Annotated in this window: 12 protein-coding genes and 2 pseudogenes; 13 read left to right on the plus strand and 1 reads right to left on the minus strand. The window is 39.0% G+C overall.

Annotation, left to right across the window (positions count from 1 at the left end; all coding sequences use genetic code 11):
- Window positions 1–28 precede the first annotated feature (28 nt).
- From RTS09_RS08820 to RTS09_RS08850, 7 genes are all read left to right on the plus strand, one after another.
- A complete protein-coding gene (locus tag RTS09_RS08820; RefSeq protein ID WP_095356849.1) occupies window positions 29–244 on the plus strand; it encodes a hypothetical protein in 216 nt (71 codons plus the stop codon).
- Between the two features lie 15 nt (window positions 245–259).
- A complete protein-coding gene (locus RTS09_RS08825) occupies window positions 260–1,447 on the plus strand; it encodes an Arm DNA-binding domain-containing protein (RefSeq protein WP_099808532.1) in 1,188 nt (395 codons plus the stop codon).
- Window positions 1,434–1,736, plus strand: coding sequence for a hypothetical protein (locus RTS09_RS08830; protein ID WP_099808531.1), 303 nt, complete (start codon window positions 1,434–1,436; stop codon window positions 1,734–1,736). The genes RTS09_RS08825 and RTS09_RS08830 overlap by 14 nt, the downstream gene beginning before the upstream one ends.
- A 1-nt stretch (window position 1,737) precedes the next feature.
- Window positions 1,738–2,112 carry a hypothetical protein gene (locus RTS09_RS08835; protein ID WP_099808530.1) on the plus strand — a complete coding sequence of 125 codons (375 nt, stop codon included), beginning with the start codon at window positions 1,738–1,740 and terminating at the stop codon, window positions 2,110–2,112.
- Window positions 2,113–2,366: 254 nt separating this feature from the next.
- Window positions 2,367–2,900, plus strand: a complete 534-nt coding sequence (locus RTS09_RS08840; protein ID WP_095356853.1) for a hypothetical protein — start codon at window positions 2,367–2,369, stop codon at window positions 2,898–2,900.
- The gene (locus RTS09_RS08845) at window positions 2,890–5,475 is read left to right on the plus strand and encodes a site-specific integrase (protein ID WP_312536216.1); all 2,586 of its coding nucleotides are present in this window, start codon (window positions 2,890–2,892) and stop codon (window positions 5,473–5,475) included. The genes RTS09_RS08840 and RTS09_RS08845 overlap by 11 nt, the downstream gene beginning before the upstream one ends.
- Before the next feature lie 6 nt (window positions 5,476–5,481).
- Complete coding sequence (locus RTS09_RS08850) at window positions 5,482–8,853, plus strand: tyrosine-type recombinase/integrase (RefSeq protein ID WP_312536218.1); 3,372 nt, start codon at window positions 5,482–5,484, stop codon at window positions 8,851–8,853.
- Between the two features lie 9 nt (window positions 8,854–8,862).
- Here RTS09_RS08850 and RTS09_RS08855 read toward each other — a convergent pair whose 3' ends face one another.
- On the minus strand, window positions 8,863–9,099 hold the full coding sequence (locus RTS09_RS08855; protein WP_312536221.1) for a WCX domain-containing protein: 237 nt from the start codon (window positions 9,097–9,099) through the stop codon (window positions 8,863–8,865).
- A 176-nt stretch (window positions 9,100–9,275) separates the two neighbouring features.
- On the opposite strand from RTS09_RS08855, the gene RTS09_RS08860 reads away from it, so the two are divergent.
- The 6 genes and pseudogenes from RTS09_RS08860 to RTS09_RS08885 all read left to right on the plus strand — a co-directional run bounded on the left by RTS09_RS08860 (window position 9,276) and on the right by RTS09_RS08885 (window position 13,275).
- On the plus strand, window positions 9,276–9,713 hold the full coding sequence (locus RTS09_RS08860) for a putative toxin-antitoxin system toxin component, PIN family (protein WP_076777015.1): 438 nt from the start codon (window positions 9,276–9,278) through the stop codon (window positions 9,711–9,713).
- Entirely contained in the window at window positions 9,694–9,948 is a 255-nt protein-coding gene (locus RTS09_RS08865; protein WP_188875724.1) for a toxin-antitoxin system HicB family antitoxin, read from the plus strand. Before RTS09_RS08860 ends, RTS09_RS08865 begins: the two co-directional genes overlap by 20 nt.
- Window positions 9,949–9,975: 27 nt before the next feature.
- Window positions 9,976–10,779, plus strand: a complete 804-nt coding sequence (locus tag RTS09_RS08870; RefSeq protein ID WP_312536232.1) for an NYN domain-containing protein — start codon at window positions 9,976–9,978, stop codon at window positions 10,777–10,779.
- Between the two features lie 102 nt (window positions 10,780–10,881).
- Window positions 10,882–11,040, plus strand: a pseudogene (locus tag RTS09_RS08875) (transposase); the annotation flags it as partial.
- A gap of 34 nt (window positions 11,041–11,074) precedes the next feature.
- Complete coding sequence (locus RTS09_RS08880) at window positions 11,075–11,566, plus strand: helix-turn-helix domain-containing protein (RefSeq protein WP_099808524.1); 492 nt, start codon at window positions 11,075–11,077, stop codon at window positions 11,564–11,566.
- Between the two features lie 369 nt (window positions 11,567–11,935).
- A pseudogene (locus tag RTS09_RS08885) lies at window positions 11,936–13,275 on the plus strand (IS256 family transposase).
- Window positions 13,276–13,431 lie beyond the last annotated feature (156 nt).

Consider the following 13,431-nt stretch of genomic DNA (forward strand, 5'->3'; position numbering starts at 1 on the left):
AATAAATTTCATTTCTTAAGAGGTTATTATGACACAAACATATCTGACAACAGAAGAGCTTTCTGAACGCATTAAGTATACGCCACGCACAATTCGTGTGACCCTTAAGGATAATGTGCTCATTGAAGGAGTGCATTATATTCGTCCATTTGGTGGTCGTAAAATCTTATATATATGGGAACAAATTGAAAAAGATATGCGTAACACCTTGTTGGGTACCATTAATGCAATGGCTTTACAATAAAACGGGAGAAAATAAATGGCTTCAATTAGAAAGCGCTACGATAAACTTGTTGTTGATTTTCGCTTTTTGAATAAACGCTGTCGAGAAACAACCAACCTAATCGACACGCCCGAAAATCGAAAAAAACTGGAAAAAATCATCCAAAAAATGGAAGCAGAAATCACCCTTGGACTATTTGATTATCTCAAATATTTCCCAAAAAGTGAGAAAGGCATTGAACTGATGGCACTCAAAGAGCGTGTGCAAAGTTTTCAATCTGACACACCCGTATTTAAAGACTTTGCTGAAACTTGGTTTGAAGAAAAGCAAATTGAATGGCGAGCAAGCTACATCGGCAAAATCAAAGATATTTTGGATAAGTATCTGGTGCCACATTTTGGCAAACGCAGTGTTATCGCTATTACAAGGGCAGATGTGTTAGCCTTCCGTACTTCTCTCGCCAAAGTGACCTACGGAACAGCTAACAAGCATCTGTCAGCAGCCAGAATTAATTCGATAATGACCACTTTGCGTATGATACTGCAAGAAGCGGCAAAACGCTATAAATTTGAAAATCCTTATGAGGATATCAAGGTTTTAAAACTTGATAAGCCTGATATTGAGCCATTCACCATTGAAGAGGTTTGGAAATTTATCAATGGCGTGCGTAAAGACTATAAAAACTATTACACCGTAAGGTTTTTCACCGGCATGCGAACCAGCGAAATTGATGGACTAACGTGGGAGCATGTGGATTTTGACCGCCGTGAAATCCGTGTTCGCCAAGCGTATGTTAAAGGCGTGATGGGTAAGCCCAAAACCCAAGAATCCAATCGCGATATCGCCATGTCACCTTGGGTTTATGAAGCGCTACAAGCGCAGTACAAAGTCTCACATGGTCGCTCAAAATTCGTGTTTTGCAATCGAGAAGGAGAGCCACTCGATTATCACAATGTCAATCGTAAAGTGTGGCATCCCACGCTTCGACTGTTAGGGTTAAAAGCCCGTAACGCCTACCAAACCCGCCATACGGCTGCAACGCTATGGCTAGCCGCAGGAGAGGCGCCAGAATGGATCGCAAGGCAGATGGGTCACGCCAATACTACCATGTTGTTTAAGGTTTATAGTCGCTATGTACCGAATATGACACGCCGTGATGGCAGTGCCTTTGAAGCCTTAATAGCTACCAGTCAAAAAGGGGAGTGTAGTCATGCCAGTGATTGATTATGAACAACTGCGACAAGCCATTAAACCGCATAATAATTTGAATTTTGTCAGCCAAACTGCCTGTGATTTGGCAAGAAAGTTGATTACTGAGTATGGTATTGCTAATGACGATAAGCTGTCTGAATGGCTCAATGAACAAAAATACAAATCACATAAAGCGCTAATGGTTTGGGTACAGCAACAGTTGCCATTAATTGATAGTGATGAAACGGATTTTGAAAGATATCGTCAGATTCGTCGACTATTTTACGCCAATTTTTCAGAGTTTATAGAAGAGGTGCATTAAAATGCGTGTACGATTACTGACAAATAATATGCTAAATGGCTATTCATTAAAAATGTGCCAGGATTATTGGCAACCTTTTAATTATCCAAACCAACATCCATTTTCGCTTGAATGGCATATTAAACATATATGCCATCATTATGATGTGACTTCTGAAGAGCTTATCACGAGACTATCGATGGTAAAAGCTTTCGATTCTTATATCCGCTGCGACACATGCGGGAAAATGTATGAGTTAAATAATCCATGTAAACTACCTAATCCAAATGATTTTATGAGCTGGCAGTGTGACGACTGCAAAATATTTAAGCAAAGAGGGGTGATTAATTTACACAGTTTTTTAGTAAATATAGAAGATGATGATTGTCCATTTTAAATATGCTCTACAAAAATACCGTCTAGTTTGGCGGTATTTTTTTGTTTGTTTAAAAATTAAGTTATTGTTTCAACTTTTTCAAGTGCTCCAAATGAAGTTTAATTTTTCAAAAAATCATTATAGCTTATCAATCAAATAGCGCGAAAAAAAACGACATAAGATGTCGCAGCGAATACACCCACTTATTCCCAAAACCTTACATTTTGTTAGAATAAACTAAAATGTTGTTTAAAACTTTTTAATCTAACAAGACTATGACTATTAAATTATCAAATCCGACACTGATATACCTACAAAAACTAACTTCGAATCATGCAGACGAACTAAAGCAATGGTATGACATTCAATGTCAAATTTTTCAAAAAATGGATGACTTGCAATTGGAGGTGGAAATCAATCGAGCCATCCAGAAGCCAATATTCCTGCAAAAATCGGCTAATCAAAACACTTTTTTAAATAACCTTCCTGTCTTATTCGCTATTTTGAACAATTACTTTGCTAGCTCGCAGTTGGTTCGTCCATTAACTGTTTTAACTTTTGATGATGAGCAGCTAGATGCAGGGATGATCTTTTTTGAAACCATCGAATTTATCGCTCGGCAGAAAAAATTGCTCAATGTTGATGATGAACTTGAACGACTTAGACGGCAGATTGCATCTCTATTAACCAAAGAACAGTGGCAATCAATTATTGGTCATCCTAAGCTTACCCAAAACAAATTTTATCCGCTGTTAGGTATGTCAATTGCCACCGCTTATAACGGCAAGGAAAAAAGTGATGCCAAATAATGATGATATCACAACCTCAATTGGCATCGGAGCTAACCCCAACAATGCTATCGAAAACCAAGACGGTTTGATAGCTATCAAGGCTGACCAAATCATCACAGCAATTGAAATGCTGTTTAGCGAAGAAAAATCAATTAATAAAAGTAATCATTTTCCAGATGACGATATCCTTGCTAATTTGCAGTCTAGTTTGGTTAAATTGGTTATTGAGCTAAACAATTATGTCACCATTGAACACATTGATCTATCAAAGCTTATTGATGAGCCATTACTATCAGAGTTGCCTGTGTTTCAGTCAACCTTTGAAGGCTTTCAAAAGAAACAACTAGATGCTTATCCGCCTTTATTACAACTGATAGTTTTGCTGCACTATTTGGGATTGGGAGAAACAACCGAAAAAAATCAGCTAAAAAAACAATGGTTGCTACTGATTTTGCTTATTGCTGTTCGGCTCAAAATTGTAGGTTTGAAGAGTTATTATAAAACCATTATTTTGCGTATCAAATTGGCGATTTTCTCCAACTCACCGAATTATCAGTGGATTTGGCAGGTACTACAATCCGAACCTCTGGATAAAATTGACTTTGAGAATACAAGCTCCGCCGTTGAGCAATTTACTTCACGACTAAAGCAAACAGCTGATAACTATCTTCATCAAATGTTAATTCTCAATGATGCTAAAGTTGGAGAAAAACGTTCTCGTCAATTGCATTACATTGCCAAAGCCATTCAATTAAGCTTTTATAAGGGTAAAAGGCAAAGAGCTAAAATTGAGCGTGATGATGAGCAACATGAGCAAAATCAGCAGCAAGCCATCAAAGAATTTCAAGCACTCAGAGATAGGAACAGCACGCCGTCACAATCTTCTCAAGTAGTCGTAGAACCTATTTTTCAACTACCTTTGAGCTATGATTATCGTTGGGATAAGCCACCATTTGACCGAGATTTAGAAAACACTACCCCTGATATACAGACACAATTTTTACTACCTAACATTGACAGTAATGCCCAAACCAATATTACATTTGAAGAAGCTGTCGAAAATGCTCAGCAGTTTTTAACTTATCAAGATCGTCCTAGTGCCAGTATTGCTCATAATCCGCCACTGCAATCGGTTGAGTTGACCTTACAGCAACTGTATATTTCTCGGCGAGATTTTCGTTTTAATACGGACACACATGCTTTATCACAGTGGGGATATCAAGTCTTGTTTAACCGCCTGGCTTTTGATGCGTTAGTTAGTCAAGCAAGTGAATTGTCAGTGGCTCATAAAAATGCTGCTAAATTGTTATTACTGAGTTTTATTACGGCAATGCCTATTAAAACGTTGATTCAGCCATTATTTATAGCGACCAGTTCTTTATTTATCATCCAGAAAACCCAAGTGACACTTAGCTACCATCTGGGTATTACCCCCAGAAAAATTGAACAGTCCCATTTAGTTTTTGAAAATAATAGCGATAAAGTCAGTTTGCCATTGCCTGTCGCATTGATACATCATTTAGCCAATTCTGACAACTTGCCAAATATCGAAGCGGATATTAGCCAAAACAAAATTAATGAAATTGCTGACTATTTAAAGGTGTTACGGGAATCACTCGAACTGCCGTACTTATCCATTAACCGCATTGAGATGGCACTGGCGACCCTATTGATAAGGTATTTGGCTGGTAGTCATGGACATATTGCCGAACTAGTTTGCCGTATGCCCGCCCCTGACGCACCTGCTATGTACTATAGCAGTCATGCTAACAGTGAAATCGTCAAACACTACATTAAAGCACTACAGCAGCTTAATACGCAGAATCATTTAGTGTTTGACTATTCTAATCGGCGAACCGATGCAAATGTCGGTTCAGCATTTGCATTAACGTTAGACAGCGTGAAATCATTGCTTGAAGAAGTACAAAATTGGATTGCTAGTACCAATGATTTTGAGCCACTATTTAATCGATTAAGCTGCTATGTCTGGCTGGTGTTTTGTGTATTGACAGGCATTCGTCCTAACAATGCACTGGGTGCGGTGAGAGATATCGATTTGGAAGTTGGCTGGATAATGGTAAAAGATAAACCCAATAAGAAAGTGCAAAATCACCGCTTGATACCTTTATGCGACACGCTAATTAACCATTTGGTCATCTACCAAAAAATCCTTGCTATTTTACGCACCCAATCCCTTGATAACCCTGCTATCACAGCAAGATTACATCGAGTCACGTTTGACGATGCCGATATTACCTTGCTCAATTTACTCTCCGAAAAATTTGATAAATTACACGCCATCAAACGGGGCGATATGAATGCATTTTTACAGGATTTTATTAAGCTTGATGTTTACTGGACACGGCATTTTGTTCGCACTCAATTAGAAAAACGGCAAGTGTCGATACATCTGATAAACACCGTGATAGGGCATGAGAAAAACCAACAAGAAGCCCTTGGTAAATTTTCTTCAACCTCAAAAAAACAAGTCCATGATGTTCGCCATACCTTTGAACATATCGCTACAGACTTGGCATTAGATAACAGTATTCACTTTCTTGAACAGCAACTTCATCAATTAAAAGAAAAATAACTTACCATGATTTTAAAATTTCCCAAGCAACTCATTGCGGATTTTGCGCCTGTCAATCATAGTGACACAAATCGTAATCAAGCTGCTACAAGTAAATTCTCAAGCCAACCACTAACTTACTTTGCCCTTCGGCAACATAGAAAATCAGTGTTATTTCTCAAACTCTCATCGCTATGGCGACAACAACAGCGAGATAACACAGGGCATCGAAAATGGGCCAAGGCAGATAAATACGTCAATCGTTTTTTTGCCAAACAAATTTTTTATCCTTGTCCTAATCCATGCTTTGCTACCTATCATTCACTTAATCAACAGTTTAGCAAAGATTTTACCCGCTTATGGCGTATCGCTATTCCTATCTCAAAATTAGGCTTTGAGCAATTCTTACTGTCTGCTCAAGGCTTTATTAATCAGTATTACAATGATAATAAAAAAACTTATCTGTCGGCACATCGCCATTTAACCCAGTTTATCACTTATCAAAATACCCAGATTATTGAAGAATATCATTATCGGGTGCCATCGCCACCGATTGATGTTGAGCCCAAGGAAAATCCCCTTAGCTATACTGATAGTTATGTCACCAATGGCAAGAAGCTGCGCAAAATCATTAAAGCTGTCCATCACCATTGGCAGACACATGATGATTTTTCAACAGAAGAAAGCTTTAGTTGGCTGATTTTTAGTGGCATTATCTACGGCGGCATTAATGATGCCACGCTGCTACAAGCTTGGCTGACTAGCTTGCTAAAAGCTTGTCAAAATATTGATGATTTCTTAGTGTTTGATGATTATCGATTGTTATTGAGCATACGTTACCTTTCAAAACACTACGGTAATGAATTTGAGAATGAAACGCTATTTAACACCCAGCAAATTTTGCTTGATGCGTTGAGTCTGTGCTGGCTATATCGTTATAAACAAAGTGGTCAAACATATCCTAGAGCCATTAATGTCAATGCGTTGTTATTAACAGGTCTTACGCCTATCACCAATCAATTAGGTCTTAAAAAAATCACGCTTAGTTGGCTCTTAAAAAATGCCTGTTATCATTGGGAAATGCTTGACGGCGTTGATATTGACCAAGCCTTGGTGGGTATTATGCAGGGAAGACATCGTACCACGGGACTGATAAAGGCCGATTTCGAAAACTTGTTATCTGCTAATCCAGCGTCGAAAAAATTGGATGCCAATTACGATTTGATGATACTAGCCAAGCTTGATATTCAAAGCACAAAGCCGCTTGATGCTACAAAGGCAGGTTATAAAGAAAAGGTGAGACGATCAGACTTGGTCAAAGATATTCACAATATTTTCGATAAAGTTATGGATAAAAAATATCGTCCCCAGTTTATCGAAACACTCAATAAAAAACCAACAAAAGAAGAATATATTTTATACCGCTTACAATCACTGCATCATGTTGGCATCAGTTTAAGTGAACGAATTTTGATCGCGTGGATTGCTGATTTTGTAAAGCGGCAATCTGCCAATTATCAGTCAATTCTACAATACCTAAGCACCATCGGCTATGAATGGATTTATTTTACCAATTTTCAGCCCATTGATAGCTGGACGGATGAAGACTTTACTGAAACGTATGATGAAATGCTCGATTATAAAAAAAGTATATTAGGTAACCAAGATATCACCTATGCTGCTCGGCGATTACAGAGCTTACATAACTTTGCTGAAACAAATTTTGGGCTCACAAAAGTCACCATTGAACAAGCAGAGAGTAAGCTAAAGGTAAGAGCTCAACTGCTCTCAGTCCACCAGTATTTGGCTTTCTTAGAGCAATTGACCCTGAATACCCAAGGACTTGATGGCATGATGGTTCGGGTGTTTTATATTCTCGCTTTCAGAACAGGTATGCGAAAAAAGGAACTGCTTGGGCTAAAATTCTCAGATATAGAACTGTTATCTTCGCCGCATCCTTCGTTGCTGATTCGTCCCAATGAACATCGCTCTATCAAAACTGAGGGTTCAATTCGGCGGGTGCCGATTTTTGCGGTTTTGACCCAAGATGAACTCAATTTTGTGAGTGATTTTTTTAAGCTGAGTAAACCCGATAAATTGAATCAGTTAATTTTTGTTTTTGCTGATAGCATACAAGGCATTGGCGATTCTTTACCCAACAATCTGCTAGAGCAAGTGTTGGCAGACATTGGGGCAACGCAAGAAATTACGCTTCACGGATTACGACATTGCACCGCCACCAATTTGGCATTATCACTTAATGCCACCCCAACGCTCGCTAGATTATTAACGCAGCAGACAGATGAACAGCGACAACGTCTGCATAGCGAATTATTAGGTGTCCATGATGCTCAAGACAAGTGGCACGCGATAGCCAGTTTTGTTGGGCATATCAGCCCACAACGCACTTTCCAGTATTATATTCATACGGCTATGTTGATGGCGACAGATAAAATTACCCAGGCGGAAATCATAATTCCTTTAGCTACTTTCAAAAACATCACAGGTTTTGATAGGCGTAAACTGGGCAAAAATGGCTATCAATTTGAGGGTGATAGCTTGAATTTAAAAACTCTGCAACCTTTGCTCAATCGTTTAATATTGGACAAGCGAAAAGCTATCAAAGATAGTTGGCAGCGAGTAGGGGAGCAACAACTGTTGCCCATGTTGGGTTCAATGTTTGATGACAAAGATGATATCGCGAATCAAGACTTTTTGACCTTTGCTTTTCATCAATATAGCGTCAATCAGGTATTAACTTTACTTACTAAAGCCGATGTAATTTATAAGCAAGATTTGGATGCAAACTTTAGCCAAATTATCCAGCAAAGTTCCATTGATGATGATATTGCTCAACATTTAATTGATAGGGCAAAAATAATAGCAAATTTAAAAACAAGAAAAAAACAACCGCGTTTTACCATTGAGCCAAACCAATTATCACCAATAGCGGTTTTTCATGATGATGAAAAAAAGTTACGTCAAGCGCTGATGCTAAATTTGCGTCAATTGGTTACCCAGAAGGATTTAGGCTATCAAAAGTTACTGACAATGGGAATTCAAAAACTGAGCACCAGACAGCCTGCCTTACCACTGTCTTATGCAGAATTGGTTGAATTTTTACCCATTGCCTTAACATTACTGCCTGCTGAGAAATGGCTTATCAAGTATCAAAAATCTGATAGTGTGATTTATAGTAAGTTAACCACGCTACTTCAGAGCTATCACGAGCAAAATGAAGAACCTAAATTCCATCTTGTTCCAAGTAAAACATCTTTTGATTATGAAATCGGGATTGCCCATAAGGAATCCGTTGGCAATAATTTGACTTGGCAGTTTTCGTCATTGTTGCGGTTTATCGTGCATTACCTATTCTTGTTTGGTACGGACACTAACTAACGCTAACACTCATTGATAATAAGCTAATGCATTTTTAAGCCTTTCGATAACATTTTCCCGTAGTGGTTTTGGCTCAATAACTTCTGACATATGCGACATACTTACTAGCCAGTCTTCAAGCCGTAGGGTATTCATAACCGTTGCAGTTAACAATAGATTGTTAGTATCAGCCTTTTGCTCTTTAATAGCTTCAACAGCGACTTTACTTTTAAATTCAGCATTGTGACGCTTACGAACTTTTGTCATTAGATAGACCTCTTTGCTTAAGGGCTATTCTATCTTATTTGCTACAATTTTTTGGTCCAGTTTTCTGGGAGTATTATAAAGGGGTAGAAAGCCGTTTTTATAGTCAATGTTTATGCCCTATCATTTAGCCCATAAATCTATTATAATCAATGCTATCACATATGATAGCAATTTTTATGAATATTATTCTAGATACTAACATCCTTGTTGGTGCTTGCCTCGGCTCACGCTATGACAACTTGGTTATTCGAGGCTGTTTAACAGGAGATTTTAAACCGTTAGTTAGCCATGCACTTTTATTTGAGTATGAAGATTTGATAGGTCGAGAATCTGTATTTGACCATCCCGTTGCGCTAAACTTTGAAGAAAGAGAAATACTATTTAATGCGTTATATTCAGTGTGTCGGTTAATTGATGTCAGCTATCTATGGCGACCAAATTTAAAGGATGAAGGCGATAACTTTATTGTGGAATTAGCGGTTGCAGGTAATGCTGATTATATTGTCACCAAGAATTTAAAAGACTTTCGTCAAAGCGAACTTGTATTTGATAGCTTTAAAGTGATTACCCCTAAACAATTATTGGAGAACCCAGATGTCCGTTATCACACTTAGAGTCACTGATGATAAACATGAACGCATCAAAAACCTTGCGGTATCTCGCGGGGTGAGTGTTAATAAATTAATCGATGAAGCCATGACTTTAATGATTGCCAAATACGATATTGAAACCCGATTTAAAGCCCGAGCCGCTAAAGGCAATATCAATGCAAGTATTGCACTGTTGGATAAAGTCCTAGAAAAACGTGAAGCTTATGATAAAGCGTTAGACGATGCTTTAACCAAATAATCGCTAATAGGCTAAGGACAGCAAATTATGCCAACCGTCAAAACCACGTTAAACGTTGTTGAAGAAAACACCAATCGGCTGGCCGTGCTTATTGATGATGACAATGTGGCTGCTAAAGACATCAAAGCCATTTTAGAAGAAGTCACCAAATATGGTGAAGCCACGGTTAAACGTATCTATGGTAATTTCGTTTCTAAAAATGGCCAGTGGAAAGAAACGATTAATGCCCATGCGATTAAGCCGATGCAGCAATTTGCCTTTACCACGGGTAAAAATGCCACAGATGGCTTTATGATTATCGATGCGATGGATTTGCTGTATACAGGGCGTTTCGATGGTTTTTGCTTGGTCTCCAGTGATAGTGACTTTACGGCATTAGCGATTCGCCTAAAAGAGCAAGGGGCAATTGTCTATGGTTTTGGCAAATTGCAAACCCCAGAAGCTTTTCGCAATGCCTGCACTCGCTTTATCTACATTGAAAACCTACAAAGCTTAGAAAGTCAAGAACCAAACATTAAGGCTGAACAATCTACAAAGCCAAATGAAAAGGCTTTACCAGCTACAGAGCAAGTTGCTCCCACCTTAGATATTCAACTACCCAAAGATACCATTAAAAAAATATTTGAAGACAGTGAAAGCGAATGGATATCCGCAGGGCTACTGGGTCAAAAATGGCGATTACTGCAAACTGATTTTGACCCAAGAACCTATGGTTGTAAAAAATTAACGGACTTGGTGAAAAAGTATACTGATTTATTTAAATTTGAGATGAGAGAAAACCCAGAAACAGGGCATAGCAATATGTACGTCAAGCTAAAAAACAGCAAATGATGAATTTTATAACAGTATTTTACTTCAGTACTAGGAGTGATGTATGCTGAAAAAAACGGAGAAAAATATTTGGTAAACTAACAACCTAAACAGGAGTTTACCATGACCAGGAAAAGAGTAGAATACAGCGACACTTTCAAAGCCGAAGCCATCGCCAAAATCAAAGAAAATCAAAACAATATCAGCCAAACCGCCAAAGAACTCGGCATACCTATGAATACATTAGCGAACTGGCACAGAAAAGCTGAAAGCGGTGTACTTATACCAAACCCATAAAATATAGTATTATAGCTATATGAAAGAATCAAACCCAAAACACAGCCTAGATGATTATGACTTTGGCGAACTGGCCAAAACTGAAAGTAACGCCAGAGCCAGAACACGTCTTTACATCCTTTACCAATATCGCATTGGCAAACACAGCTTTGAGATTGCAGAAAACCTCAACATCAACATTGAGACTGCACGACGTACTCGTAGACGCTACCAAGCATCAGGGCTTGATAGCCTCTATGACAAACCAAGAAGCGGCAGAAACAGCAAATTGGCTCCCGAGTACATAGAAAGCTTTAAACAACTGATTGTCGACAGCCAAGCAAAACGGGGTGGCGGCAGACTGACAGGACAAGACATCCAAAAGCTTGCTCACGAGCATTTCCAAACAAGCTATAGCGTCAATGGCATCTACGAACTACTAGCTCGAATTGGTATGAGTTGGATAAGTGCCAGAAGTAAGCACCCGCAGGCTGACATTAACGCCCAAGAAGCCTTTAAAAAAACTTCATAGAGCAGGTAACTGCCATACTGCCCGAAGATACTAAGCTAAGCGATGTTGACATCTGGTATTGATGATTGAAGGATTTTTTGAATAGCCATATCCTTTCACTTCCTCTCACATCTCGTGGCTAAATACCAAATTGTAGTCTAATATCCATATCACTTACAATTTGCTTGAAGCGCGTTTGCGTAGCGTTTTTTGTGCTATCACTTCATCAATCGTCTTAGGGTTATTTGCAAACAGGTCGGCAAATTCATTCACTAGCCCTACCGACATGGCATAGCGGATAACGTTATCGAGCGTTCCTCCTTCTCCGAGACTGTAAAATATTCTGTGTAAACCTCATTATAAAACATAAGTTTACACAGGAAAATATCAATGAAAGATTCAACAGAAGTTTTACTTGACGAACTATTAAAAGACTACCAAACCCCCGAACAAATCTTGGGTGAAAACGGTATTTTAAAACAACTCACCAAACGACTTGCCGAACGAGCCTTACAAGCCGAAATGACCCATCATCTTGGCTACGCCAAACACGACTACCAAAGCAAAGCTAATAAAGAAACGCTTGATGACTTCATCAATCACAACACCGATGATGATTTACTTGAAGAACTGCCATCAGCTGAAGAAGAAACTATCCAGCCTAGCACCATAAGCGAAGAAACCGTATCACTTGCAGGCAAACCCGCTCGTAAAAAAAGCAATGCCCGTAACGGCACCACTAAAAAAACCGTCCGAACTGACTTTGGTAAAATAGAACTTGACGTACCAAGGGATCGAGTAGGCAGCTTCGAGCCACAATTTGTTAAAAAGCATGAACGCACGTTAAACGGCTTTGACGTTTCATCTACCTTTATCTCCACCGTCACCGACAGCGTACTGGATGAAGTCAAACAATGGCAACAGCGTCCACTTGAACCAATTTACCCTGTCGTCTATCTTGACGGGTTGGTGGTCAAAAACCGAGAAGAAGGTATTGCTCATAATAAATGTGTTTACCTTGCGCTTGGCATTAATACTGAAGGGCGTAAAGAATTGCTCGGTCTTTGGATTGCCAAGAATCACTCGAGCACAGCTCTCGCCTTGCACTCGGGCGAAGCGATGCTTCGCTATCTCCTCGTTCAGGGGCCAAGTTCTGGGTTTCAGTAATGAACGAGCTTAAAAATCGGGGTGTCCAAGATATTTTTATCGCTTGCTGCGATGGGCTAAAGGGCTTTCCTGAGGCGATTGAAACGGTATTTCCTAAAACTAAGGTTCAGCTGTGTATTGTCCACCAAGTTAGAAACTCGCTGAAATACGTCAGTTATAAGCAAAGAAAGGAAATCGCCACAGATTTAAAAACCATCTATGGGGCTGATACCCTTGCTGAAGCTGAAGATAATTTACTTGCCTTTGCCGAAAAATGGGACGGCGAACATCCACAGATATCCAAGTCCTGGCAAGAAAACTGGGGTCGATTAACCACGTTCTTTGATTATCCCAAAGACATCAGACGGGTGATTTATACCACCAATACCATTGAATCGTTGAATGCCAGTTTAAGAAAGGTGACGAGCACCAAAAAGACTTTCCCAAATGATGATGCGGTATTTAAGGCGATTTATATGGCGCTTATCAATACGATGCAGAAATGGACGATGCCGATTAAAGATTGGAAACCTGCAATGAGACAGTTTGTGATGTTATACGGTCATCGGGTGGAGGGGTATTAATATAGAATATTTGTTTGCTTTTTAACCAATCGCTAATTTGGGTCTATTTTTAGGTTTACACAAAAATTCTTGCAATCTCCTTAGAGTATGAGATATTAATCACTGAAGTTACGCAGCCCTTTAAAAAAGCGCTATCATAACAAAAAAAGCAGTCAG

Source organism: Moraxella sp. CTOTU47618 (assembly GCF_032017425.1).
Taxonomy (GTDB): domain Bacteria; phylum Pseudomonadota; class Gammaproteobacteria; order Pseudomonadales; family Moraxellaceae; genus Faucicola; species Faucicola tetraodonis.